The organism is Geodermatophilus sp. SYSU D00663 (assembly GCF_054050655.1).
Genome location: NZ_JBJGZT010000016.1, coordinates 74475 through 98418, shown reverse-complemented (window position 1 = coordinate 98418; position 23944 = coordinate 74475). Strand labels below are relative to the sequence as shown.

Annotated in this window: 24 protein-coding genes and 1 pseudogene; 9 read left to right on the top strand and 16 right to left on the bottom strand. The window is 76.0% G+C overall.

Annotation, left to right across the window (positions count from 1 at the left end):
• Positions 1 to 20: 20 nt before the first annotated feature.
• Both ACI79Z_RS14170 and ACI79Z_RS14165 read right to left on the bottom strand, forming a co-directional pair.
• Positions 21 to 1031 (bottom strand): DNA topoisomerase IB, encoded by a 1011-nt coding sequence (locus ACI79Z_RS14170; RefSeq protein ID WP_387989782.1) that lies wholly within the window; start codon positions 1029 to 1031, stop codon positions 21 to 23.
• Between the two features lie 55 nt (positions 1032 to 1086).
• Positions 1087 to 2946 carry a SpoIIE family protein phosphatase gene (locus ACI79Z_RS14165; RefSeq protein ID WP_456902984.1) on the bottom strand — a complete coding sequence of 620 codons (1860 nt, stop codon included), beginning with the start codon at positions 2944 to 2946 and terminating at the stop codon, positions 1087 to 1089.
• Between the two features lie 249 nt (positions 2947 to 3195).
• On the opposite strand from ACI79Z_RS14165, the gene ACI79Z_RS14160 reads away from it, so the two are divergent.
• A complete protein-coding gene (locus tag ACI79Z_RS14160; RefSeq protein WP_456902983.1) occupies positions 3196 to 3693 on the top strand; it encodes an ATP-binding protein in 498 nt (165 codons plus the stop codon).
• A 62-nt stretch (positions 3694 to 3755) separates the two neighbouring features.
• Positions 3756 to 4721: an RNA polymerase sigma factor SigF gene (locus ACI79Z_RS14155; RefSeq protein WP_456902982.1), complete on the top strand. Its 966-nt coding sequence runs from the start codon at positions 3756 to 3758 to the stop codon at positions 4719 to 4721.
• Between the two features lie 39 nt (positions 4722 to 4760).
• On the opposite strand, the gene ACI79Z_RS14150 is transcribed toward ACI79Z_RS14155, so the two are convergent.
• Positions 4761 to 5975 carry an SPFH domain-containing protein gene (locus ACI79Z_RS14150; protein WP_387989770.1) on the bottom strand — a complete coding sequence of 405 codons (1215 nt, stop codon included), beginning with the start codon at positions 5973 to 5975 and terminating at the stop codon, positions 4761 to 4763.
• Between the two features lie 78 nt (positions 5976 to 6053).
• On the bottom strand, positions 6054 to 6494 hold the full coding sequence (locus ACI79Z_RS14145) for an NfeD family protein (protein ID WP_387989767.1): 441 nt from the start codon (positions 6492 to 6494) through the stop codon (positions 6054 to 6056).
• A 67-nt stretch (positions 6495 to 6561) separates the two neighbouring features.
• Here ACI79Z_RS14145 and ACI79Z_RS14140 point away from each other — a divergent pair, with 67 nt between their 5' ends.
• Positions 6562 to 7302, top strand: a complete 741-nt coding sequence (locus ACI79Z_RS14140; RefSeq protein ID WP_456902981.1) for a hypothetical protein — start codon at positions 6562 to 6564, stop codon at positions 7300 to 7302.
• A 52-nt stretch (positions 7303 to 7354) separates the two neighbouring features.
• Here ACI79Z_RS14140 and ACI79Z_RS14135 read toward each other — a convergent pair whose 3' ends face one another.
• The 5 genes from ACI79Z_RS14135 to ACI79Z_RS14115 form a co-directional block, all read right to left on the bottom strand.
• Positions 7355 to 8191 (bottom strand): class I SAM-dependent methyltransferase, encoded by an 837-nt coding sequence (locus tag ACI79Z_RS14135; protein WP_456902980.1) that lies wholly within the window; start codon positions 8189 to 8191, stop codon positions 7355 to 7357.
• Positions 8192 to 8311: 120 nt separating this feature from the next.
• The gene (locus tag ACI79Z_RS14130; RefSeq protein WP_387989758.1) at positions 8312 to 9454 is read right to left on the bottom strand and encodes a ferrochelatase; all 1143 of its coding nucleotides are present in this window, start codon (positions 9452 to 9454) and stop codon (positions 8312 to 8314) included.
• A gap of 68 nt (positions 9455 to 9522) precedes the next feature.
• Positions 9523 to 10296: an enoyl-ACP reductase FabI gene (gene fabI, locus ACI79Z_RS14125; protein ID WP_387989756.1), complete on the bottom strand. Its 774-nt coding sequence runs from the start codon at positions 10294 to 10296 to the stop codon at positions 9523 to 9525.
• Positions 10296 to 11000: a 3-oxoacyl-ACP reductase FabG gene (gene fabG, locus ACI79Z_RS14120; RefSeq protein ID WP_387989753.1), complete on the bottom strand. Its 705-nt coding sequence runs from the start codon at positions 10998 to 11000 to the stop codon at positions 10296 to 10298. Before fabG ends, fabI begins: the two co-directional genes overlap by 1 nt.
• 60 nt (positions 11001 to 11060) lie before the next feature.
• Positions 11061 to 12041, bottom strand: a complete 981-nt coding sequence (locus ACI79Z_RS14115; RefSeq protein ID WP_387989750.1) for a patatin-like phospholipase family protein — start codon at positions 12039 to 12041, stop codon at positions 11061 to 11063.
• 66 nt (positions 12042 to 12107) lie between these two features.
• On the opposite strand from ACI79Z_RS14115, the gene ACI79Z_RS14110 reads away from it, so the two are divergent.
• The gene (locus ACI79Z_RS14110; protein ID WP_387989747.1) at positions 12108 to 12311 is read left to right on the top strand and encodes a zinc-ribbon domain-containing protein; all 204 of its coding nucleotides are present in this window, start codon (positions 12108 to 12110) and stop codon (positions 12309 to 12311) included.
• A 35-nt stretch (positions 12312 to 12346) separates the two neighbouring features.
• Here ACI79Z_RS14110 and ACI79Z_RS14105 read toward each other — a convergent pair whose 3' ends face one another.
• The 3 genes and pseudogenes from ACI79Z_RS14105 to ACI79Z_RS14095 form a co-directional block, all read right to left on the bottom strand.
• Positions 12347 to 12682: a cytochrome P450 gene (locus ACI79Z_RS14105; RefSeq protein WP_456902979.1), complete on the bottom strand. Its 336-nt coding sequence runs from the start codon at positions 12680 to 12682 to the stop codon at positions 12347 to 12349.
• Positions 12655 to 13098 (bottom strand): cytochrome P450, encoded by a 444-nt coding sequence (locus ACI79Z_RS14100; RefSeq protein ID WP_456902990.1) that lies wholly within the window; start codon positions 13096 to 13098, stop codon positions 12655 to 12657. The genes ACI79Z_RS14105 and ACI79Z_RS14100 overlap by 28 nt, the downstream gene beginning before the upstream one ends.
• 161 nt (positions 13099 to 13259) lie before the next feature.
• Positions 13260 to 13703: pseudogene (locus ACI79Z_RS14095) on the bottom strand (hypothetical protein); the annotation flags it as partial.
• A gap of 117 nt (positions 13704 to 13820) precedes the next feature.
• Between ACI79Z_RS14095 and ACI79Z_RS14090 the strand changes: the two are divergent.
• Positions 13821 to 14000, top strand: coding sequence for a hypothetical protein (locus tag ACI79Z_RS14090; protein ID WP_387989744.1), 180 nt, complete (start codon positions 13821 to 13823; stop codon positions 13998 to 14000).
• Between the two features lie 4 nt (positions 14001 to 14004).
• On the opposite strand, the gene lhgO is transcribed toward ACI79Z_RS14090, so the two are convergent.
• The gene (gene lhgO, locus ACI79Z_RS14085) at positions 14005 to 15222 is read right to left on the bottom strand and encodes an L-2-hydroxyglutarate oxidase (protein ID WP_387989741.1); all 1218 of its coding nucleotides are present in this window, start codon (positions 15220 to 15222) and stop codon (positions 14005 to 14007) included.
• Between the two features lie 100 nt (positions 15223 to 15322).
• Positions 15323 to 16618 (bottom strand): 3-deoxy-7-phosphoheptulonate synthase, encoded by a 1296-nt coding sequence (locus ACI79Z_RS14080; protein ID WP_456902978.1) that lies wholly within the window; start codon positions 16616 to 16618, stop codon positions 15323 to 15325.
• A 94-nt stretch (positions 16619 to 16712) separates the two neighbouring features.
• Here ACI79Z_RS14080 and ACI79Z_RS14075 point away from each other — a divergent pair, with 94 nt between their 5' ends.
• From ACI79Z_RS14075 to msrA, 3 genes are all read left to right on the top strand, one after another.
• Positions 16713 to 17630 carry a hypothetical protein gene (locus ACI79Z_RS14075; RefSeq protein ID WP_456902977.1) on the top strand — a complete coding sequence of 306 codons (918 nt, stop codon included), beginning with the start codon at positions 16713 to 16715 and terminating at the stop codon, positions 17628 to 17630.
• Positions 17631 to 17897: 267 nt separating this feature from the next.
• On the top strand, positions 17898 to 18722 hold the full coding sequence (locus ACI79Z_RS14070; protein ID WP_456902975.1) for an alpha/beta fold hydrolase: 825 nt from the start codon (positions 17898 to 17900) through the stop codon (positions 18720 to 18722).
• A gap of 114 nt (positions 18723 to 18836) precedes the next feature.
• The gene (gene msrA, locus ACI79Z_RS14065; RefSeq protein WP_456902974.1) at positions 18837 to 19352 is read left to right on the top strand and encodes a peptide-methionine (S)-S-oxide reductase MsrA; all 516 of its coding nucleotides are present in this window, start codon (positions 18837 to 18839) and stop codon (positions 19350 to 19352) included.
• 221 nt (positions 19353 to 19573) lie between these two features.
• Here msrA and fxsT read toward each other — a convergent pair whose 3' ends face one another.
• Together fxsT and ACI79Z_RS14055 are read right to left on the bottom strand one after the other, a co-directional pair.
• Positions 19574 to 22141: an FxSxx-COOH system tetratricopeptide repeat protein gene (gene fxsT / locus ACI79Z_RS14060; RefSeq protein WP_456902973.1), complete on the bottom strand. Its 2568-nt coding sequence runs from the start codon at positions 22139 to 22141 to the stop codon at positions 19574 to 19576.
• Positions 22138 to 22443, bottom strand: a complete 306-nt coding sequence (locus ACI79Z_RS14055) for a hypothetical protein (RefSeq protein ID WP_456902972.1) — start codon at positions 22441 to 22443, stop codon at positions 22138 to 22140. Before ACI79Z_RS14055 ends, fxsT begins: the two co-directional genes overlap by 4 nt.
• A 494-nt stretch (positions 22444 to 22937) precedes the next feature.
• Between ACI79Z_RS14055 and ACI79Z_RS14050 the strand changes: the two genes are divergently transcribed.
• Positions 22938 to 23909 carry a quinone oxidoreductase family protein gene (locus tag ACI79Z_RS14050; RefSeq protein ID WP_456902971.1) on the top strand — a complete coding sequence of 324 codons (972 nt, stop codon included), beginning with the start codon at positions 22938 to 22940 and terminating at the stop codon, positions 23907 to 23909.
• The last annotated feature ends 35 nt before the right edge of the window (positions 23910 to 23944 follow it).

Genomic DNA, 23944 nt, shown 5'->3' with positions numbered 1-23944 from the left:
CGTCGGCTTTCCCGGGCCGACTACGCCGACAGCAGGCGGCACACCGCCTGCTCGAGCACCTTCTGCGCCTCGCGGTCGTCGTCGGCGCCGGCCAGGTCGGCCAGCGCGTCGGCCACCGTCTCCCCGTTCTCGTACCGGTCCACCACCCGCGGGTCCACGTAGCTGGCCTTGCACACCGCCGGGGTGTTGCCGAGGTGCTCGGAGACCCGCACGTAGGCCTCGCGGATCGTCCGGTTCCGCGCCGTCCTGTTCTTCGGCGGCGGCTGCTCGGCCAGCGCGGCGGCCATCATCACCGTGGCGTTCCACGTCCGGAAGTCCTTGGCGGTGATCTCCGCGCCGCTGACCTCCTTGAGGTAGGCGTTGATGTCGGCGCTGGTCACGTCGTGCCAGGTGCCGTCGTCGAGCCGGTAGGCCAGCAGCTCCTCGCCGGCGTCGTCGGGCCGCTCGAGCAGCGACCGGACGACGGTCGCCGTCGGCCGGTCGGTGATCTCCACCTCCCGCTCGATGCCCCCCTTCGCGGTGTACCGGAAGAACGTCCGCTCCCCGCGCACGGTCACGTGCTCGCGGCGCAGCGTGGCCAGGCCGTAGGTGCCGTTCTCCTCGGCGTACTCCTCGCTGCCGATGCGGAAGGTCCCGAGGTCCAGCAGCCGCAGCGCGCAGGCGAGCACCCGCTCCCGGTTGGGCCCGCGGGTGCGCAGCGCGTCGGCCACCCGGTCACGGACCTCGGGCAGCTCCGAGGCGATGGCCAGCACCCGCTCGTGCTTCTCCGCGTCCCGCCGCGCCCGCCAGGCGTCGTGGTAGCGGTACTGGCGGCGGCCGGCCGCGTCGAGCCCGGTGGCCTGGATGTGCCCGTTGGGCCACGGGCAGATCCACACGTCCTTCCAGGCCGGCGGGATCGCGATCGACCGGATCCGGTCCAGCCGCTCCGCGTCCTTGATCAGCTGCCCGTTCTCGTCGCGGTAGGAGAAGCCGCGACCGGCCCGGCGGCGGGTCCAGCCGCGCCCGTGCACGTCGCTGCGCCGGAGTCTCACGCGCAGTGGATGCGCACCAGGCCGGTCCCGTAAACGGACCGTGCCCCGGCCGGGGTCAGCGCAGCTCGACCAGCCGCTGCAGTCCGCTCACCTCGAGGATGTGCCGGGTGACGCCGCCGTCGGGCGCGTGCACCACCAGCCGCCACCCCTCGGCCTCGGCGATCGCCGCGACGGCGAGCACCACCCGCACCGCCGCGCTGCTGAACAGCGTGACCGCGGTGAGGTCCAGCTCCACCCGGACGGTGCCGCCGTGGCTGGCCTCGAGCAGCCGGATGCGCAGCTGCTCGGAGCTGACCAGGTCGACGTCGCCGGCGGCGCGCACGACCGGGTCGGCGCCCTCCCGGTCGACGACGACGGTCGCGCCGCTGCCGCCCACCGGGTGCTCGGGCTCCTGGTCGGGCGTCTGTCGCAGCCGCGTGCGCAGCGTGACCGTCGTGCCGTGCTCGCCGCGCACGACCATCCCGTCGACCAGCTGGCGCATGATCAGCAGCCCGCGGCCGCGGTCGCCGGGGTCGCGGTCCGGCGGGCGCCAGGTGCCCTCGTCGTGCACGGTCACGGTGAGCACGCCGTCGACGTCGACCGCGGCGGTGACCTGCATCGGCCCGGGCTCGGCGTCGCGGTAGGCGTGCTCGGCCGCGTTGGCGCAGGCCTCCCCCACCGCGACCACGACACCCACCCGGTCCTGCTCACCCATGCCGAGCGCGGTCAGCCACGCGCTCAGCCGCCGCCGCACGGCGGGCAGCGCCGCGGGCACCGCCAGCAGGTCCAGCCGCAGCGCCTCGACCGACCGCGCGCGGCGGTGCGCCACGAGCACGGCCACGTCGTCGGGGCGGCCGCCTCCGGTGAGCATCCCGGCGGCGATGGTGGCGGCCAGCCCGGCCGCCGCCTCGCCGCCGAGGGTCTCGGGATCGGCCAGCGCCGCCCGGGCGACCGCGGTGAGCCGGTCCAGCCCCGCGGCGGGCGGCAGGCCGGCGGCGGCGACCGCGCCGTCGGAGTAGAGGACCAGGGTGGCGCCCCGCTCGAGCCGGGCCGCGGCGACCGGCGTCGCCGCGCCGCGCACCGTGCCCAGCGGCGGCCGCGCCTCGACCGGCAGCCGGGTCGCGCGCCCGTCGGCCTCCACCAGCAGCGGCGGCGGGTGCCCGGCGGCGGCGTAGGCCAGCGCGCCGGTGGCCGCGTCGAGGACGGCGTAGAACACCGAGGCGCCCTGGACGTCGTCCATCTGGGCGGCGAAGTCGTCGAGGGCGGCGAGCACCGCGGCCGGGGCGGGGTCGCGCAGCGCGCTGGAGCGCATCGCCCCGCGCAGCCGGCTCATCGCGGACGCGGCCGGCACCCCCGAGCCGACGGCGTCGCCGATGACCAGCGCCAGCCGGCCGTGGCCCAGCGACACGGCGTCGTACCAGTCACCGCCGGCGACGCGCCCGGAGCTGGCCGGGTGGTAGCTGCCCGACAGCCGCACGTCGGGCAGCAGCGGCAGGGACGGCGGCAGCAGCGAGTGCTGCACCTCCTCCACGACGTCCCCGGACGCCCCGCCCCGGGGGCCGCCGGGCTCCTCGTCCTCGGCGGTGCTCTCGAGGACCAGGACCGCGGCCGGGTCGGCGCCGGCGGCCAGCGGGCGCACGGCCACGGTGACCTCCGGTCCGTCACCGGCCAGGACACCGGAGAGGGTGACCGGCCGGCCGGTGCGCAGGACGTCGGCGACGACGTCCGCCACCGGGCGGTCCCCCACCACGGGCAGGTCGTGCGGGGTGGGCCCGAGCGTGCGGGCGCGGGCGTTGGCCCAGAGGGTCCGCGGGCCGGGGCCGGCGACGAACCACAGCGCCGAGGGCGCGTCCTCCAGCGCGGCCACCAGCGCGGCCGGGCCCACGTCCTCGGCGGGACGGGGCCCCGGCGGGAGACTGCCCTGGCTGGTGCTCATCCGGGGACCAACAGACCACAGGGCCGGTGCACCGGCAACCGCGCGCGACGCCGTGGGCACACGGTGTTTGCCGACGCGCCGGGGACGGGTACACCGTCCTGCTGGGACACGGCCCGGTCGCCTCCCGCCCCCGCCCCGCGCGCACCGCGGACCCGCGGCGAGGGAGGATGGGACCGGGCGCCGCGGCCCCGGGCACCTGCGGAGCAGACCGGCCGCGGCCGGACGTACTGGATGAGGAGCGGACGACGGATGGTGGACTCGAGGGGTGCCCTCGCCCAGGACAGGCGGCGCGCGGAACGGCTGGAGCTGCGCGTGCCGACCACGCCGAGCCAGCTGCCCGCGGTGCGGGCGATGGCCGGCGACCTGGCCATCCGCATGGACTACGACCTGGACTCGGTCGAGGACCTGCGGCTGGCGGTGGACGAGGCGTGCGCGACGCTCGCGGCGATCGCGCTCGGCGACGCGCCCCTGACGGTCGTCTTCGAGACCACCCGGGCCGGGCTGCACATCGACGCGTGGGTGCCCACCGCCGAGGGGACCGACGTCCCCCGCGACGGCTTCGGCTGGGCGGTGCTGCAGACGCTGGCCGACAACGTCGAGGGCCGGCCCGCCTCCCAGCGGGAGGTGCCGGCCGGCGACGGCGGTGAGGGCCCGGTGGCGGTCATCTCCATGGACAAGTACCTCCCCGGGCAGCGGCCGGCGCAGCTGGTCGGCTCCGCGGGCAGCGACGACTCGGTGGCCCCGTGACGCCGGCGACCGCCGGTCCCCGGGCCCCCGTCGAGGAGGACGCCCTGCACGACGATCCGTCGGTGACCGCCCCGGACCCGGCCGACGGGGCCGAGGACGCCGAGGCCGAGGACACCGGCACCGACACCGACACCGACACCGACACGGAGAACGACGGCGAGGACGCCGACGGCGAGGAGACCGACGGCGAGGACACCGAGGACGAAGCCGGGCCCGTCACCGGCCGGACCGCCGGCGCCCGCGAGGGCGACAGCGCGCCCGTCTCGGACAACCGGCGCCGCGCCGAGCGCACCGCGCCGCTGTTCGCCGAGCTGGCCACCCTGGAGAAGGACGACCCGCGGCGGGAACGGCTGCGCGAGGTCCTGGTCGAGGAGCACCTGCCCCTCGTCCGGCACTTCGCCCGCCGGTTCAGCAACCGCGGCGAGCCGTTCGACGACCTGCTGCAGGTCGGCACGCTGGGCCTCATCGCGGCGATCGACCGGTTCGACCCGACCCGCGGGGTGGAGTTCCTGTCCTTCGCCGTCCCCACCATCACCGGGGAGATCAAGCGGCACTTCCGCGACCAGGGCTGGTCGGTGCGGGTGCCGCGGCGGCTGCAGGAGCTCCACCTGTCGCTGAACTCCGCCGTCGGCGAGCTGGCGCAGAAGAACGGCCGCGCGCCGACGCCGTCGGAGCTGGCCGAGCACCTGGGCATCCCGCGCGAGGAGGTCCTCGAGGGCCTGGCGGTGGCCAACGCCTACCGCAGCAGCTCGCTCGACGAGCGGCTCTCCGGCGAGGACGACTCCCCCACGCTCGCGGCCACCCTCGGCGAGGAGGACGCGGCGCTGGAGGGCGTGGAGTACCGCGAGTCGCTGCAGCCGCTGCTGGCCACCATCCCGGCCCGCGAGCGCCGCATCCTCATCCTGCGGTTCTTCGGGAACATGACCCAGTCGCAGATCGCCGCCGACATCGGCATCTCCCAGATGCACGTGTCCCGGCTGCTGAGCCAGACCCTGGCCAAGCTCCGCGAGGGCCTGCTCAAGGACTAGGGACGGCCTCCCCGCAGGGAGGCCGTCCCCGTCGCCGGGTCAGCCCTGCGGCCGCCCGCCGTCGGGGGTGCCGCCGTGGGCGACGTCCTCCTCGGCCGCCCGCGCGAGCGACGTCGTGGGCGGCAGCTCCGGGGCCGGCAGGGCCGGTCCGGCGTCGGCGATGCTGTGGAGCTCGATCCTCGCCTCGGGCTGCTCGGCGGCCGGCGGCAGCTTCGACTCGAACCAGCCGGTGGTGTCGATGCCGCCCCCGTCGCCGGTGCCGCCGCCGGCGGGAGCTCCGTCGGCGGGCGGCGGGACGTCCAGGAACGACCGGCCGTCGCCGTCGGCGCCGCCGAGCTTCGCCAGGCCCTCCAGCGCGCGGCTGAACTCGCTGGGGACGATCCACATCTTGTTCGCGTCGCCCTGCGCGATCCGCGGCAGCGTCTGCAGGTACTGGTAGGCCAGCACCCCCTGGTCGGGCCGGCCCTCGTGGATCGCCCGGAACACCGTCTCGATCGACTTGGCCTGCCCCTGCGCCTGCAGGTACAGCGCCGCCCGGTCGCCCTCGGCCCGCAGGATGCGGCTCTGCCGCTCCGCCTCCGCCTCGAGGATCGCGGCCTGCTTCTTCCCCTCGGCCGACAGGATCGCGGCGGCCTTCTGCCCCTCGGCGGTGGTGATCGCCGACTGCCGGGCGCCCTCGGCCTGCAGGATGATCGCCCGCTTGTCGCGGTCGGCGCGCAGCTGCTTCTCCATGGAGTCGCGGATCGACGGCGGCGGGTCGATCGCCTTGATCTCCACCCGCGCCACCCGCAGCCCCCACGGGCCGGTGGTGCCGTCGAGCACCTCGCGCAGCTGGCTGTTGATGCCGTCGCGGCCGGTCAGGGACTGCTCGAGGTTCAGCCCGCCGACGACGTTGCGCAGCGTCGTCGTGGTGAGCTGCTCCATGCCGGTGATGTAGTTGGCGATGCCGTACACCGCCAGCCGCGGGTCGGTGACCTGGAAGTAGACGACGGTGTCGATGCCGACCTGCAGGTTGTCGGCGGTGATCACCGGCTGCGGCGGGAACGAGACGACCTGCTCGCGCAGGTCGACCGTCGCGCGCACCCGGTCGACGAAGGGCACGAGCAGCGACAGGCCCGGGGAGAGCGTGCGGCTGTAACGACCGAGCCGCTCGACCACCTTGGCCTGGGCCTGCGGGACGATCGTCACGCTCCTCGCGACGACGAACACCACCAGCAGGGCGACGACGAGCAGTGCGATCAGGGCAGGGGTCACGGCGGCGCTCCTCGGGTCGGGTCCCGCTGTGATCATCCTCCCGGGTGGCACCCGGGGTCACTGCCCCGGCGCGCGGGCTCAGAGCTCGAGCGCCTCGCCGACCACGGCGGTCGCGCCGTCGACCTGGAGGATCCGCACGGTGGCGCCGACGGGGAAGCTCTCCTCGCCGTAGTCGGTGCGGGCGGTCCACTCGTCGGCGCCCACCCGGATGCGGCCACTGGAACGACCGACCTCCCGGGTCACCGTGGCGGTGCGGCCGACGAGGGCCTGCACGCCGTCGACGTGCCTCGGCGTCCGGTTCTCCAGGTGCGCCTTCGCCGCGGGCCGCACGCTCGCCAGCAGGAACACCGAGACGGCGATGAACGCCACGATCTGGAAGGCGAGCGACCCGCCCGCCAGCGCCACCACGGCCCCGCCCAGCGCGCCGCCGGCGAACATCAGCAGGACCAGGTCGAGGCTGGCCACCTCGCCCGCGACGAACAGGCCCGAGGCGACCAGCCAGAGCACCCACGCAGCCACGTCCCCAGTCTCCCAGACCACCCGCCGTCCCCGGGCCCCCGGGACGCGGCCGACGTAGCCTCGCTGGGTGCTCCACGACCTCCCCGCCGGGCGGTTCGCCGTCTGGGCGACCGCGTGGCTGTCCGGCCGAGCCTCCTACGACGACGCGCTGGACGCGCTGACCGACGACCGCGCGCACCGCGTCACCGGCCTGCCCGGCACCGCCGGCGCCGTCCCCCTCGGCTGGGCGCTGACCGCGCTGCGCGGCCTGGGCGAGCGGGGGCTGCGGCTGGTGCTGCCGGTGCCCGGCGACGTCCGCGGCGTGCCGTCCGCACCGGGCCTGGCCGCGCTGGCGCTGGAGGCGGGGCAGGTGGCGGTCGGCGACGCCGTCGCGCTGGTGCCGGAGGACCTCGGCCCGGAGGTCACCGCGTGGACGGCGGTCGACCTGACCGGCGTCCCGCCCGCGCCGCCGCCGGTCGAGGACTCGCTGCGCGCGGTCTCGGGGGCGCTGGACCTCGCCGTCGGCGACGCCGCCCGCACCCTCGCCGCACTCGACCTCGCCCGCTGGAACCCCGAGGTGCCGGCGCTCCTGGCCGGCCTGGGCAGCGCCCGCGCCCCGGAGCTGCCGCCGGACACCGACCCGCTGGCCTCCTCGGTGCTCGCCCGGGCGCAGCGGCTGGCGCGGGTGCTGGACCTCGCGCTCACCGACGCCCCCGGCGGCGCGGTCACCCACGGCCAGGCCGCCGCCCGCGACGAGGCGCTGCGCCCGCTGGCCACCGCCGTCCGCGAGGCGACCGTCGCCGCGTACAACGCGGTCCCGCGCCCGTAGCCGTGCTCCCGGCGGGCCGCCGCCACGGCCGGGGGGCGGGCCCCGTCCGGCGCTAGGGCCGGCGGGCCGTCACCAACCAGGCGGCAGAGCCGAGCTCGACGCCGCCGGGACCGGCGTGGGCCTCGAGCCGGCGCCGCAGGTCGGCCACCGCGCGGTCCCGGGTGGCCGGGCCGAGCCCGTCGAGCATCCAGCCGGCGAGGCCGAGCACGAAGGTCAGCGCCTCGTCGGCGTCGGCACCCCACCACTCCGGCTCGGCCAGACCCTCGACCTCCACCTGACGGTGACCCGCGGCGGTGAGCACCTCGTGGATCCGCGCGGGGTCGGCGAGGGAGAACGGGCCCGGCGCACCCGGGGGCGGTGCCGGCAGCGGGCGGCCGGCGGCCAGGGCCCCGGTGATCTCGGTGATCCACTCGTTGGCCTCGGCCGCCTGCCACACGAGCAGGACCAGCCGGCCGCCGGGGACGAGCGCGCGGCCGACGTTGGCCAGCGCGGCCACCGGGTCGGCGAAGAACATCGCGCCGGTGCGACTGATCGCCACGTCGAAGGCGGCCGGCGGGAAGGCGGCCACCTGGGCGTCGGCCTGCTCGAACCGGGCGCCGGTCAGCCCCTCGTCGGCGGCGCGGCGCCGGGCGACCTCGAGCATCGCCGAGGACAGGTCGACGCCGAGCGCGGACCCGGTGCGGCGTGCGGCCTCCCGCGTCGTCCGGCCGGTGCCGCAGCCGACGTCGAGGACCCGGTCCCCCGGCCGCAGGTCGGCCGCGGCGAGGAACGCGGCGTCGTAGCGGGCGACCGACCGGTCGAAGCGGTCGGCCTGCGCGGCCCAGTACGCGCCCTGCGCGCCGTCCCACGCGTGCAGCTGCGCGGCGTTGGCGGGAGCGACCTCGACCACGGCACACCGTCCTCGTCCGGCCCCCGGTGGACCGACGGTCTACTCGCGGACGGGCGCCCCGTCAACGGCCGGGCGGTGCACCGGTCGCGGGGGCCGGAGGCTCCCCGACCGGGGCTCGACTCACGCCGGGGACGGCTCCTGGTCGCGGGGCCGCCCGGCAGGGCGACGGACGAAGCAGCACGCCGCGGGGCAGTTCGTGCCCAGCCGCGGCTCGCCGCCCGCGCGCCGCTCCTGCAGCAGCTCGCGGACCATCGCGACGAACGCCGGGTGGGTGCCCGCCGTCGCGGCCCGGACGAACGCCAGTCCGAGCTCCCCGGCGGTCTCCTCGGCCTCGTTGTCGAGGTCCCAGATCACCTCGAGGTGGTCGCTGACGAACCCGATCGGGAACAGCACGACCGCCGTCTCGCCGTTCTCGTGCAGCGCGCGCAGGTGGTCGTTGACGTCGGGCTCCAGCCACGGCACCGACGGCGGGCCGCTGCGGGACTGCCAGACCAGGTCGAGGTCGCGGCCCGGCTCGACGGCGTCGACGACGGCGCGCGCGGCGGCCAGCAGCTCGGCCTCGTAGGCGTGCCCGTCGGGGCCGGCGACGTCGGCCATCGCGTCGGGGATGGAGTGCGCCGTCGCCACCAGGCGGGCGGTGGCGCGGTGCTCCTCGGGCAGCTGCGCGAGCGCGGCGGCGAGGGCGTCGGCGTTGGCGCGCACGAAGCCGGGGGTGTCGAAGTAGTGCGGCAGCTTCTCCGCCGTCGGGCCGCCGCCGGTGGCGATCCGGGCCCGGGCGACGTCCTCGTGGTACTGCCGGCACCCCGAGTAGGAGGCGTAGGCCGACGTCGCCAGCACGTAGACGTGCTCGATCCCGTCGTCGGTCATCTGCTGCCAGACGTCCTCGACGTAGGGGTCCCAGTTGCGGTTGCCCCAGTACACGGGCATGTCGACGCCGTTGGCGGCGAGGTCCTCGCGGATCGCGGCGACCAGCGCCTCGTTCTGCTCGTTGATCGGGCTCACGCCGCCGAAGTGGTGGTAGTGCTCGGCGACGTCGAGCAGCCGCTCGCGCGGGACGCCGCGGCCGCGGGTGACGTTCTCCAGGAACGGCATGACGTCGTCGTGGCCGCGGGGGCCGCCGAAGGACAGGACCAGCAGCGCCTCGCGGCGGCCGGCCGGGGCGGGCGCCGCCGCGGGCGGCGTCCCCCCGTTGTTGCGGACGGCCAGCGAGGGGTCCTCGTCGGGACGCTGGCCGGGGTTGATGTCGACGGTGGCGCGGGGCACGGACGTCCTTCGGTGCTACGGGGCGGATCGGATGCGGTCAGACGCCCACGGCGTGGCTCTGTGACCGTTCACACGCCCACGGCGTGGAACCCGCCGTCGACGTGCACGATCTCGCCGGTGGTGGCGGGGAACCAGTCCGACAGCAGGGCGACGACGGCCTTGCCGGCGGGCTCGGTGTCAGTGACCGACCAGCCCAGCGGGGCGCGGCCCTCCCAGGCCTCCTCGAACTGGGCGCTGCCGGGGATGGACTTCATGGCCATGCTGCGCAGCGGGCCGGCGGCGACGATGTTGGACCGCACGCCCTCGGGCCCGAGCTCGCGGGCGAGATAGCGGCTGACCGACTCCAGCGCCGCCTTGGCCGCGCCCATCCAGCCGTAGACCGGCCAGGCGACGGAGGCGTCGAAGGTGAGCCCGACGACCGAGGACGGGTCGGCCAGCAGCGGCCGGCAGGCCTGGGTCAGCGAGGCGTAGGACCACGACGACACCTGGAACGCCGTCGCGGCATGCTCCCAGGCGACCTCGGGGAAGCCCTCCCCCATGGCCTCCTGCGGCGCGAAGCCGATGGAGTGCACCACGCCGTCGAGGGTGTCGAAGCCGGCCTCGCGCAGCCGGTCGGCGAGCGAGGCCAGGTGCTCGGTGTCCGTCACGTCGAGCTCGACGACCGGAGCCTCCTGCGGCAGCCGCTTGGCGATCCGCTGGCACAGCGACAGCGCGCGCCCGAAGTTGGACAGCACGACCGTGGCGCCCTGCTCCTGCGCGATCCGCGCGGTGGCGAAGGCGATCGACGCCTCGGTCAGCACGCCGGTGACGAGGACCTTCTTGCCCTCGAGAATGCCGCTCATCAGTGCCCCATCCCCAGTCCGCCGTCGACCGGGACGACCGCCCCGGTGACGTATCCGGCCGCGTCGCTCGCCAGGAAGCGGACGACGGCGGCGATCTCGTCTGCCTCGGCGTACCGGCCCAGCGGCACCTGCGCGAGGATCTCCTGCTGCCGCTTCTCCGGCAGCTCCGCGGTCATGTCGGTGCGCACGAACCCGGGCGCGACGACGTTCGCGGTCACGTTGCGGCTGCCGAGCTCGCGGGCGATCGAGCGGGCCAGGCCCACCAGGCCCGCCTTGCTCGCCGCGTAGTTGGTCTGGCCGGCCGAGCCGAGCAGCCCGACGACGGAGCTGACGAACACCATGCGGCCGAACCGGGCGCGCACCATCTTCGCCGAGGCGCGCTTGGCCACCCGGTAGGCGGCGGTGAGGTTGGCGTCGAGGACGTCGGCGAAGTCGTCCTCCTTCATCCGCATGAGCAGCCCGTCGCGGGTGATGCCGGCGTTGCTCACCAGCACCTCGACCGGCCCCTGCTGCTCCTCGACCTCGGTAAACGCCCGGTCGACGGCCGCGGCGTCGGTGACGTCGCACTGCACGCCGAACAGCCCGTCGGGGGCGCCGCTGCCGCGGTGGGTGACCGCCACCGAGTCGCCCTGCTCGGCGAAGGAGCGGGCGATCGCCAGCCCGATCCCCCGGTTGCCGCCGGTCACCAGCACCGACCTGCCCACGCTCGACCCCCTGGCCACCGGCGACGTTGTCAGGTGCCGAACCTAGTCGCTGGGCGCAGGTCACACCGGGTCGCGGTCGGACGCCTCCCGCAGCACCGCGGCCACCCCGGGCGTCGCGGCGTGCACGCCGGCCTGGAAGAACGACTGCTGGAGCACCTCGTGGACGCGCTCGCCGGACATGAGGTCCGCGCCCATGACCTCCTGCTCGGCCGCGCCGGGGGTGAACACGACGGTCCGGATCCCGGCCGCGCGCAGGGCCCGCACCTCCCGGTCCAGCTGCCGCTGGGAGTACCGGCGCATGGCGGCGGTGAAGTCCTGGCGCCAGCCCGGCGAGCCGCTCATCGGCGCCAGCACGACGACGACGTCCACCCCGGCGCGGCGCAGCACGGCGGCGTTGGTCGCGGAGTGCACCCCGCCGTCGACGTAGGCGTGCCGGCCGATCTGCACGGGGGCGAAGTAGCCGGGCACCGCGCAGGACGCGGCGACCGCCAGGTGCACCGGCGCCGGCGGCGCCCCGGGCCGGCCGAAGACGACGCGGCGCCCGTCCCGCCGGCGCACGGCGGTGATCCACAGGTCGCGATCGGGCCACGTCGGGCCCTCGACCTCGCGCAGCGCCCCCAGCTGGGACACGATGTCGTGCCGGCCCGGGGCGAGCAGCGTCATGCCGGCGGTCAGCGGGCGGAACCGCCACGGGCGGGCCAGCGCCCGCGCGACCAGGTGCGGGCCGGGCACGCGCATCGGCCGGCGGAGCACGTCGAGCGGGCGGAACGGCGCGAGCTCGGGGACGGCGGTCTCGGCCATGGTGCGCAGCACGTCGTCGTCGCCGGACAGCGGCGCCCTGACCGTCCACGCGGCGAGGTCCTCCGGCGAGACGCCGGCCCGCAGCAGGGTGCCGGTGATCGACCCGGCGGAGGTGCCGACGACGACGTCGGCGGTGCGGGCGTCGAAGCCGACGTCGTGCTGCAGCACCGCCAGCACGCCCGCGTGGTAGGCCTGCCCCACCACGCCGCCGCCACCCAGCACCAGACCGACCCGGACCATCCGTCCACGGTCCCACGGCCGGGTCGGCGCGGCTCCCCGGCCCCGGGCCCCACCTACGCTGGACGGGTGTTCCTCCTCTTCGGGTTCGGCACGCGGCAGCAGGACCTCGGCCCGGGGGAGGTGCGCACCTGCCCGCGGTGCGGCAACACCACCCGGTGGGCGCGGGTGCGGCAGTTCCGCCAGCTGAGCGTGTTCTTCGTGCCGGTCGCCCGCTGGCGGCGCCGGCGGCTCGAGGTCTGCGGCGTCTGCGGCACCGCCGTCGAGGTCTGAGCCGCGACGGCGGCGCCGCGGGCCGGGGCGGGTCCTCAGCCGACGCGCAGCGGCAGCGAGCGGCGGCCGCGGATCTGGCCGGTGGACCAGCGCACCGCCGCCGGGTCGGCCAGCGAGGACTCGGGCACCCGGTCGAGCCAGACGTCGAGCGCCACCCGCATCTCCGTCCGCGCCAGGTGCGAGCCGACGCAGCGGTGGATGCCCAGGCCGAAGGCGGCGTGCCGGTTGGCCTGCCGGTCGACGACCACCTCGTCGGCCCGCTCGAACCGCGCGGGGTCGCGGTCGGCCGCCGGGAAGGACGGCAGCACCCGGTCCTCGGCCCGCATCTCCACGCCGCGCCAGGTCACGTCCTCCTCGACCAGGCGCGCCACGGTGACCGGGGCGTAGGCGCGGAGGAACTCCTCGACGGCGGTGGGCCGCAGCCCGGCTCGGCGACCAGCCGGCGCCGGTCGTCGGGGTGGCCGGCGAGGTGCCACAGCGAGGCGCCGATCGCGCTCCAGGTGGTGTCGATGCCGGCGATGAGCAGCAGCGCCATCGTCCCGGCGACGTGCGCGGGCTCGAGCCGGCGGCCGTACAGCTCGGCCTCGAGCAGGTGGGCGGTGAGGTCCTCGCGCGGGTGCTCGAGGTGGTCCTGGATCTGCGCGAGCAGGTACTCGAACAGGGAGCTGCTGCGCGTGAGGCGCTCCTCGGGCGGCAGGTCGATGCCCTCGAGCGCGTTCTCGACGAACTGCCGGAACCGCGGGCCGTCCTCCGGCGGGAAGCCGAGCAGGTCGGCGATGACCCGCACCGGGATGTGCTGCGCGTGGTCGGCGGCGGCGTCGACGACGTCCCGGCCCTCCAGGGCGTCGACCAGCGAGTGGCAGAACGCCCCCGTGCTCTCCTCCTGCCGGCCGACCGCGCTCTCGGTGAGTAGCCCTCGTCGTCGGCGCCGAACAGGTCCGGCGCGAGGTCGTAGCAGCGGCCGTGCCCCTGGCACAGCGACGGGTCGATCGAGATCCTCACGGGCGGCTCTCCGTTGCTCGGGCGGGCGGTTCCTGCGGTGCGCGTCCGGCGGCGAGGCGGGCGGGGACGTCGGCGGCCGCGCGCGGCAGCGCCTCGCGCGGCCGCCGCGGTGGCGCCCGGACTGCGGTCCACGTTCCGGATCGGACAGCGGTCCGTCCCGCGCCGTCGAGGTCCGCGGGTCGCGCGAGAGGGGGCGCGTCGCCCGCCCGGCCCCGCCGACCGGCGCGCGGTGTGACCTTGACAACACCCCGGGCCTGCCCGAGGGTCCTCCTCGCGTTCCGGCACGGAGCACTCCCGGGGCGTCCCGCCGCGGCCCGCGGCGGGCACCGACCGGCCTGAGGCGCGCCGGCGACGTCGCGCCGGAGGAGGCGCCGTGCCCCGCTCCCCCATTCGCCGGCCCGACACGTCCCCCACCGGGCGGAGCCCCGCGACGCCGTCCCCGGCCGGCCCGGTCCGCCCGCCCGGGACCGCGCCCGTGACCGGTCCCGGGCGCTGAGGGTCGGCGTCGTGCCGTCCTGGTGGGAGCGGGCGTGGGCGCGCTGGCTGGTGCACCGGCTGGAGGTGGCGAACCGGCGGTCCGCGTGCCCGCACGACGGGCTCTCCCTGCTCTGCCCGACCTGCCTGGCCGTCGCCGCGGCGGGCTTCCTGCTGCCGGCCGCTCCTCCCGTGCCGCGCGACCGCGGCTGACCGGTCAGTCCCCGTCGTCGGCGAGGACCCGCTCGGCCACGTGCTCGCCGATCGCCAGCGAGGAGGTGGCCGCCGGCGAGGGCGCGTTGCGGACGGTGACGACCGGGCCGAGCCGGTGGACGCGGAAGTCGTCGACCAGGCTGCCGTCCCGGTCGACGGCCTGGGCGCGGACGCCGGCGGGGGCGCGCACCACGTCGTCGTCGGTCAGCGCGGGCACGAACTCCCGGGCCGCGGCGAGGAACACCCGGCGGGACAGCGACCCGCGGAACTCGGCCACGCCCGTGCGCCAGTGCTGCCGGGCCAGCGGGCGCATGCCGGGCCAGGTGAGCGTCCGCAGCAGCTCGGCCGGCCGGACGTCGCGGCGCCGGTAGCCCTCGCGGGCGAACGCGAGGACGGCGTTGGGCCCGACGTCGACCCCGCCGCCGACCCGGCGGGTGAAGTGCACGCCGAGGAAGGGGTACCGGGGGTCGGGCACCGGGTAGATCAGCCCGCGGACCAGGTGCTCGCGCTCGGGCACCAGCCGGAAGTACTCGCCGCGGAACGGCACGATCGCCGGGCCCGCGTCGTCCCCGGCCAGCCGGGACACCGTGTCGCTCTGCAGCCCGGCGCAGACCACCAGCCGGTCGACCGCGAAGGCCTCGCGGCCGGAGGACACCACCACTCCCCCGCCGACCTGCGGCAGCACCGCGGTGACCTCGAAGCCGAGCCGGACGTCGTGGCCCTTGTCCCGCAGGTCGCCGGCCATGGCCCGGGCGACGGCGCGGAAGTCGACGATCGCGGTGTGCGGCGAGTGCAGCGCCGCGACGCCGGCCGCCTCCGGCTCGACCTCGCGCAGCCCCTCGGCGGACAGCCGGCGCAGGCCGGGCACCCCGTTCGCGGTGGCCCGCCGCTCGATCTCGTCCAGGGCGGGCAGCTCGTCGTCGCGGCGGGCGACGACGAGCTTGCCGCACTCGTCGTAGGCCAGGCCGTGCTCGGCGCAGAAGTCGCGCAGCAGGCCGCGGCCGCGGGTGCACAGCCGCGCCTTGAGCGAGCCGGGCGCGTAGTACAGCCCGGCGTGCACCACGCCGCTGTTGTGGCCGGTCTGGTGGACGGCGACGTCGTCCTCCTTGTCCACGACCGTGACGTGCAGGTCGGGCCGGAGCTCGGCCAGCCGGCGGGCGACCGCCAGGCCCACGATCCCGGCGCCGACGACGCCGATCCGGTCGACGGTCCCTGCGGTCACCGGCCACCTCCGTCCTCCGGGCAGGACCGCGAGCCCCGCCGTGGGCAGGGATGGTGCCCGCCCGGGGCGGGGACGGCCAGGCCCCTCGGCGCGCGCCCGGTCAGGCGGTGCCGCGGCGGGACCGGACGGCGGCGGCCAGCTCGGCCAGCAGGGCCTCCGTCGTCGCCGGGTCGACGCAGGCGTCGGTGACGCTCACGCCGTACTCGAGCCGCTCGGGGTGCTCGCGGTCGAGGTCCTGCCGGCCCTCGGCGAGGTTGGACTCGATCATCACGCCGCGGATCCCCCGCTCCCCGCCGGCGACCTGCCCGGCCAGGTCGCCCACGACCGCGGGCTGGCGGCGGTGGTCCTTCTGGCTGTTGCCGTGGGAGGCGTCGACGACGACCACCTCCGGCAGCCCGCGCGCGGCGAGCTTCCGCTTCACCTCGGCGACGTGCGCCGCCGAGTAGTTGGGGCCGTCCTTGGTGCCGCGCAGGATGACGTGGCCGGTGTCGTTGCCGGTGGTCGACAGCTGCGCCGAGACCCCGTGGTGGTCGACGCCGAGGAACTCGTGCGGGGCGCGCGCGGTGACGACGGCCTGGATGGCGGAGTCGACGCTCCCCTCGGGCGAGTTCTTGAAGCCCACCACGGACGAGAAGCCCGACACCCGCTCGCGGGCGGTCTGGTCGGTGACGTTGCGCGCGCCGACGCCGTTGTAGGTGACCAGCCCGTTGACGTACTGCGGCGTGAGCGCGTTGAGCGGCTCGGCGGCGACGGGGACGCCCATGCCGGTGATGCGGCACATGAGCATCCGGGTGGCGACCAGGCCGACGCTGATCCGGTTGGACCCGTCGAGGAACGGGTCGTAGGCGAAGCCCTTCCAGTCCACCTCGGTCCGCGGCTTCTCCGTGTAGGTCCGCATGAGGATCTCGAGGTCGTCGCCGTGCCGCGCCCGCATGCGGCCGAGGAAGGCGGCGTACTCCAGCGCGGCGGCGGGGTCGTGCACCGAGCAGGGGCCGGCGATGACGACGAGGCGGTCGTCGGCGCCGGTGAGGACGTCGGTGACCGCGGCCCGCGCGGCGCGGGTCGTCGCGGCCGACTCCGGCGACAGCGGGACGACGGTGGCCACCGCCGCGGGGGTGACGACGACGCTCAGGCCGGTGATCCGCGCGTTCACCAGGCCGGACAGGTCGGCGCCGTCCGCCGCCGAGACGCCCACCTGCCGCTGGACGCCGGGCAGCAGGTCGGCGAGCGTGGCGTCGATCTGCGCGTTCACCGTCGTCTGGACGTCGAGCAGCAGGTCGGCGATCCGCGTCGCCGCCTCCAGGATCCGGTCAGCGGGGATGGGGGCCTCCTCGGTCGTTCCCGACCGTCGAGCCAACCACAGCGGCGCAACCGCCCGGCGCCCGGTGGCGCACACCCCGCACGCGGACTCCGGCGTGACGGGTGTGGCGGCCGGGGCGGGTGGGGCGCGGCGCCGCCGCCCGCGGAGACGGCGCGCGCACCATGGGCGCGTGCCCGCCCGACCGGACGCCGTCGCCGTGCTGCCGGCCGCTCCTGGCGTGTACCGCTTCCGGGACGGCGTCGGGCGCGTCCTCTACGTCGGCCGGGCCACGCACCTGCGCTCCCGCGTCGGCTCCTACTGGGGCGACCTGCGCGACCGCCGCCACCTGCGGCGGATGGTGGGCCGGGTCGCCCGGGTCGAGGCGCTCGTCTGCGACTCCGTGCACGAGGCCGCGTGGGCCGAGCGCAACCTGCTCGAGCGCTCGCTGCCCCCGTGGAACCGGATCCCCGGGGGCCTGGAGGTCCCCGTGCGGATCCGGCTGGACCCCTCGGCGGACGCGCCGCGCCTCGACGTCGTCTCCGACGCCCGGCCCGGGCCGGGAGTGCGCCACTTCGGCCCCTACCTCGGCCGCCGCAGGGTGCGGTCGGCCGTCTCCGGGCTGTCCCGCGTGTACCCGCTCGCCCACGCCGGCCCCGGCCGGAGCGCCGGCGAGCGGGAGCTGGCGCGGCTGCGGGGCGCGCAGGACGCCTCCCTCCCGGAGCTCGCCGCCGCGCTGACGGCCGTGCTCGACCGCGAGCCGGGAGCGGTCGCCGCCGCGCTGGCGGCGCTGGGCGCCCGGCGGGACGCCGCGGCCGCGGCGCAGGCCTACGAGGCCGCGGCCCGGCTGCAGGAGGAGATCGAGGCCGTGCAGTGGGTGGTCGCGCCGCAGCGGGTCACCGCGCCCGGGGAGCAGGCCGACGGCGACGTCACCGGCTGGACGGGCGAGGTGCTCGTGCGGCTGCGCATCCGGGGTGGTCGGGTGCGCGGCTGGGACCAGGAGCCCTGCGCCCACGCCTCGTCGGGGACCCGCGCGCCGGCCGGATGGACGCCGTTCCTCCGCCGCAACGCCGAGCTGGCCGCCCGTCTGGTCGCGCTGCCCGTCACCTGAACCCGCGCACCGGTCGACCCGCCGGGCGCCGGCTCCGGCGCCGCGGGGGTTGCGCTCGTGCGGGCGGGCCCACGACCCTGTGGCGGCCGGAGGACCTGACCCCGGGGCCCGTGGCAGCGGGCGACGCCGCGGCCCCGTCGACCACCGAGTTCACCGAACCGCCCCACTGCGGCCGCTCGCCGACCACCGACTCCGGCTGGGATGAGGTCGCACCCGGGCGATCCACCTGCGGACCCGCCACCCCCGCGAGACCGACGGAGGCACGACATGGGCACGATCACGACCGACGACGGCACCGAGATCTTCTACAAGGACTGGGGCTCCGGTCAGCCGGTCGTCTTCAGCCACGGCTGGCCGCTGTCGGCCGACGACTGGGACGCGCAGATGATGTTCTTCCTGGCCCAGGGCTACCGGGTGATCGCGCACGACCGGCGCGGGCACGGCCGCTCGACCCAGACCGGCGACGGCCACGACATGGACCACTACGCCGACGACCTGGCCGCGCTGACGGCGCACCTCGACCTGCACGACGCGGTGCACGTCGGCCACTCGACCGGCGGCGGCGAGGTCGCGCGCTACCTCGGCCGGCACGGCGAGGAGCGCGTCGCCAAGGCCGTGCTGATCAGCGCGGTGCCGCCGCTCATGGTGCGGACCGACGCCAACCCCGGCGGCCTGCCGAAGAGCGTGTTCGACGACATCCAGACCCAGGTCGCCACCAACCGGTCCCGGTTCTACCGCGACCTGCCGTCGGGGCCGTTCTACGGGTTCAACCGGCCGGGCGCCGAACCGTCGGAGGCGATCATCGCCAACTGGTGGCGCCAGGGGATGATGGGCGGCGCGAAGGCCCACCACGACGGCGTCGTCGCCTTCTCCCAGACCGACTTCACCGACGACCTGCGGAAGATCACGGTGCCGGTCCTCGTGATGCACGGCGACGACGACCAGGTCGTCCCGTACGAGAACTCGGGGCCGCGGTCCGCGGAGCTCCTCCAGAACGGGACGCTGAAGACCTACGCCGGCTTCCCGCACGGCATGCCGACGACGCAGGCCGAGACGATCAACGCCGACCTGCTCGAGTTCATCTGCTCCTGACCCCGTCGCCGTTCCGGGCTGGTCTCCCCACCGGCTCCCGGCCACGGGAGCCGGTGGGAAGACCAGCCCCGGTCGCGGTGTTCAGCCTCTCGCCCGACACAGAGGGAGGCACACGTGACCACCGAGACCGCGATCCTCGCCGGCGGCTGCTTCTGGGGCGCGCAGGACCTGCTGCGCAAGCGCCCGGGGGTGCTATCGAGCCGCGTCGGGTACTCCGGCGGCGACACCCCGAACGCCACGTACCGCGACCACGGCGACCACGCCGAGGCGGTCGAGATCGTCTTCGACCCCGACGTGATCTCGTTCCGGGAGCTCCTGGAGTTCTTCTTCCAGATCCACGACCCGACGACGGTGGACCGGCAGGGCAACGACGTGGGCCGGAGCTACCGCTCGGCGATCTTCTACACGAGCGAGGAGCAGCGCCAGGTCGCCCTCGACACGATCGCCGACGTCGACGCCTCGGGCCTGTGGCCCGGGAAGGTCGTGACGGAGGTGTCGCCGGCCGGCCCGTTCTGGGAGGCCGAGGAGGAGCACCAGGACTACCTGCAGAAGTACCCGTGGGGCTACACCTGCCACTACGTGCGGCCCGACTGGGTGCTCCCGCGCCGGGAGGCGCAGACCGCTCGATGACATGAGGTCCCGGCCGGCCCGCCTGGCGCGGGCCGGCCGCCCACCAAGGTCGTCGACTCGACCGGCGAGCGGGGTGGACGTCCCATCGGGGCGTCCACCCCTCCCGGACCGGGCTGACGATCCCGCGGCCCCAGGCCGGCGGCTCGCCGGCAGCACCGCCGGCCGTCGGCGCGCTCCGGCCGGGCCACTCCGCCATGCGGACGACACGGCGCGATGGCTGCTCAGGCTCCCTGATGGGCGGTGATGACGGCCAGGTTCTCCCGTGCGGAGAACGTCACCGGGTGATCGGGACCCACTGCGTACGACAGGCCCTCGAGCACCTGCTCGAGCAACTCCCGGGCAGCACCCCACTCCCCCGTCCCGGCCCGGACCGCCGCGAGGTCGCCCTGGGCGGTCAGGGTGTCGGGGTGGGTCGGTCCCAGGGTCCGCTCGAGCCCGTCCACCACCCGCTCGAGCAACCCGCGGGCCGGGCACCACTCCCCCGACTGCGCCAGGACCAGCGCCAGGTTGGCCTCCGCCGTCCTGGTGTCCGGGTGCTCGCTGCCCAGCACCCGCTCCCTGACGGACACCACCTGCTCGAGGAGCCGGCGGGCCTCGGCCAGTTCCCCCAGGACGGTGAGGGTCCCGGCGAGACTGCCCTGCGCGGTCAGCGTCGCCGGGTGTTCCGGACCCGACACCCGCAGCCGGGCCGCCACCAGCCGCTCCAGGACGCGCCGGGCCTCGACGAGCTCGCCCGCTGCCATCAGGACGAACGCCAGGTTCCCGGAGGTCGTCAGCGTGCTCGGGTGCTCCGGTCCCAGTGTCTGCTCCAGCACCTGCTCCACGCGGACCAGCACCCGCCGCGCCTCTCCGAGTCCCCTCAGATCGGCCAGCGTCAGCGCTGTGACCGCCCCCGTCGTGAGGACCAGGGGTTCATCGGACCCCGACGCACGCAACCAGGCCGGCAGCACCCGTTCCAGGGGCAGCCTCGCCTCGGCCAGGTCGGCCAGGTCGGCCAGGTCGGCCAGGTCGGCCAGGCCGGCCAGGCCGGCCAGGTCGGCAAGGCCGGCCTGGTCGGCCCCGCCACCACCCGGCTCGGTCGGCCCGGCCGGTCCCGGCTCGGGCAGCACCTGCGCCAGTCCGCCGATCACCCGCTGCAGCACCTCCCGCGCCTCGATCCACCTGCCCAGGTACCACAGGGTGAGGGAGAGGTTGGCCTGGGCGGTGAGGGTGGCCGGGTGGGTGGGGCCCAGCACCTGTGACCGGGTCCTGGCGACCTGGTCCAGCACCCGGCGCGCCCCTTCGAGGTCCCCCAGGGCGAAGAGGGTCCGCGCCAGGTCGACCTGCGCCGCCAGGGTGTCGGGGTGCTCCGGCCCCAGCGCGCCTGCCAGGCCCGGGACCACCCGGTCCAGCACCCGTCGGGCGCTGCGGAAGTCCCCGCGGACGTGGAGGAACCGCGCGGCCCCTCGCAAGTCGTCGTCGGTGTCGGGCAGCGTCGCCAGCAGGTGCGGCAGCAGCGCCGAGAAGGCCGGCCAGCCCGCCGGGTCCTCCGGGTCGAGGGGTACGGCACGGTGGAGGAGGAAGCGCGCGGCGCGTTCCCACGCCGTCCGCTGCTCGTCCGACAGCTGGTCCCTGACCACGGCCTGGACCAGGCGGTGCACCGACACGGTCCGCCCGTCCCGCGGCACCTCGGCGTCCGCCCCCTGCACCCTCCGGGAGCCGGCGCCCGTCCGCACCAGGGAGTAGCGGTACAGCTCGGCCAGTGCGTTGTCCAGGGTCAGCTCGTCCCCGGCCAGCGCGCCGAGGACGTCGGCGGGCTCCGGCGCCAGTCCCGCTGCGACGGGGCCGCCGGACAGCAGCAGGGTGAGGGGGACGTCGTCGGGGCCGCAGCAGGCCAGCAGCCGCAGCAGCCCCACCGCCGTCGGGCTGAGCGCCTCGAGCGCGACGCTCCACGTCCGTGCGATCGGGTACTCGTAGTCGGTCGGGTCTCCACGCCCGAGCAGATCCGGCCGGTGCCGACCGTACGACCGCAGGTAGGAGACGAGCGTGGCGCCCGGTGAGGCCGCGATGTAGGCACCGGCCTGTTCCAGGCCCAGCGGCAGGTAGCCCAGTTCCTCGGCCAGCTGTCCGGCGCTGACCTCGTCGGGGTCCCCTGTCCGGCCGATGAGGAAGGCCACCGCCGCCGGCGGGTCCAGGTCCGGCACCTCCAGGCCCGGGTGTGGGTACCAGCTGGGGTTGCGGCTGGTCACCAGCACGTGCCCGGACCCGGCCGGCGGGAGGAACTCACGGACGGCGTCCGGGCTCTCCGCGTTGTCGAGGACGAGCAGCCACGGGTCCGTGCGTGCGGCCAGCACCGCATGGGTCGCCGCGACCGGGTCCCGGCCCTCGACGTCGACGTCGAGCTGGGCGGCCAGCAGCGTCCCCAACTGCGTGGCGACCGTGGCCGGTTCGGCCGTCGCCACCCACCACACCAGTCCGTAGTCCCCCGCGATCCAGCGCCGGTGGGCGTACTCGAGAGCCAGGCTGGACTTGCCCACCCCACCCAGGCCGTGCAGCGTCAGCACGACCGGGCCGGCGTCCTCGCCCGCGGTCAGGCGCAGCAGCTCCCGCCGCACCTGGTCCAGGAGCTGCTCGCGGCCCGTCACCCGGTGGCGGGGCGGCAGGAAGACCGCGCGCCGGGCCACCGTCTCCCTGCTGACCTGGAAGACGTTGGTCTGCCGGTTGAAGTTGCCGGCCTGCAGGCCCTGCGCCCGCTCGGCGTCCACCCGTGGCGCGCCGGCGGGGACCTCCGGCGTCACGTCCTCGGTCACCCGGCGCCGAAGGTGTTGATCTGCTGGTTGCGATCACCGACCTGCACGCCCTGCGCGTGGGCGGCGTCCACCCGGTACTTGCCGGCGGCGCTCCCCGCGGAGTCGGCGAGAGCCAGCACCCTCTCCGCGAGCTCCAGCACCTCGGCGTCACGGTCGGCGCCCGTCTCGGTCACGTACCTGCGCAGCAGCGGCTCGTACGCCTTCGGGTCCTTCTCGTGCTCGGCCAGCGCCTCCTCGGCCGCCGGCCTGCCGGCGAACCGCCGGCGGAGGACCTCGCGCAGCTTCGCGTATGCGTCCCTCACCGCAGAGCCAGCGACGTCCTGCACTCCCGCCCCGACCCCAGCCGCCAAGGCCGCCAACAGCAGACTCACGGGTTCCATGTCGACCCCTGTCGTCGTCGGAGTGTCACCAGTCTCCCACCGAGGGTGCTGGGATCGATAGGTCGTCAAATGGCCACGGACTGTCGTCAACGGAGTCCGCTACTTTGCGTAGCCGCCATGACACGGAGGGTCCTGGCGCGGGCACGGCTGCGGCGCTGCAGGCTTCACTCCTCGTGGAACGGAATGACCAGTTCGTCGGTACCAGCCACGTTCAGGGGACGACGAACACCGCCCGAGGCGATTCGGCCCCCGACGCAGACCGGCGTTCGGTCTCGTCTGCCGCCGTGACGGGCACTGACGCGCTACGCGAGGTCGGCGCAGGGCAGGTGGGCGCTAGCGGCAGGTGATGTTGTCGCTGGGCAAGCAGCCGGGCCTCCCTGACGGCCATCCCCTGGTCCGGCCATAGCCTCGTCCGCATGCGTGCCGTGCAGATCACCCGCTTCGGCGGCCCCGAGGTCCTCGACGTCGTCGACCTCCCCGACCCCGTCCCCGGCGACGGCCAGCAGCTCTACGAGGTGAGCGCGGCCGGCGTGAACTACGCCGACACCCACCAGACCGAGGACAGCTACCTCGCCCCGCAGACGCTGCCGCTGATCCCGGGCGCGGAGTTCGTCGGCCGGCCGGTGGGCGGCGGCGAGCGCGTCGTCGGCCTGCTCGACGGCGGCGGCTACGCGGAGAAGGTCGTCGCCAACCCGCAGCTGACCTGGCCGGTGCCCGACGCCGTCACCGACGAGCAGGCCCTCGCCCTCGTGCTGCAGGGCACCACCGCCTGGCACCTGCTGCGCACCAGCGCGCACCTGGCCGCGGGCGAGTCGGTCGTCGTCATCGCCGGCGCCGGCGGGGTCGGCTCGCTGGCCGTCCAGCTGGCCAAACGGTGGGGCGCCGGGCGGGTCGTCGCGACCGCCTCCAGCCCGGAGAAGCGCGCGCTGGCCGAGGAGCTCGGCGCCGACGCCACCGTCGACCCGGCGCTGGCCGACGACGACCCGAAGACGTTCACCGCCGCGCTGCGCGAGGCCAACGGCGGCAAGCGGGTCGACGTCGTCCTGGAGATGACCGGCGGCAACGTCTTCGACGGCTCGTTCTCCGCGCTGGCGCCGTTCGGCCGGCTCGTGGCCTACGGCATGGCCGGCCGCCGCCCGCCGAAGCCGGTGCAGGCGCCGTCGCTCATGGGCACCAGCCGCGCGGTCGTCGGCTTCTGGCTGGCGCACTGCTTCAGCCGCCCGGCCATGCTCGACGACGCCATGACCGAGCTGCTCCAGCTCACCGCCGACGGGGCGCTCAAGCCGGTCGGCGGCGGCCGCTACCCGCTGACCGCCGTCCGCGAGGCGCACCAGGACATCCTGTCCCGCCGCACCGCCGGCAAGCTCGTCCTCGACCCGACCGAGTAGGGCCCCGGGCCGGGGAGGGTGCCCTCCCCGGCCCG

Bases quoted from the DNA above. Each gene is read 5' to 3' on its own strand.
- ACI79Z_RS14165 (WP_456902984.1), bottom strand. From the start codon at position 2,946: ATGAGCACCAGCCAGGGCAGTCTCCCGCCGGGGCCCCGTCCCGCCGAG.
- ACI79Z_RS14160 (WP_456902983.1), top strand. From the start codon at position 3,196: ATGGTGGACTCGAGGGGTGCCCTCGCCCAGGACAGGCGGCGCGCGGAA.
- fabI (WP_387989756.1), bottom strand. From the start codon at position 10,296: ATGAGCGGCATTCTCGAGGGCAAGAAGGTCCTCGTCACCGGCGTGCTG.
- ACI79Z_RS14115 (WP_387989750.1), bottom strand. From the start codon at position 12,041: ATGGTCCGGGTCGGTCTGGTGCTGGGTGGCGGCGGCGTGGTGGGGCAG.
- ACI79Z_RS14070 (WP_456902975.1), top strand. From the start codon at position 17,898: ATGGGCACGATCACGACCGACGACGGCACCGAGATCTTCTACAAGGAC.
- ACI79Z_RS14050 (WP_456902971.1), top strand. From the start codon at position 22,938: ATGCGTGCCGTGCAGATCACCCGCTTCGGCGGCCCCGAGGTCCTCGAC.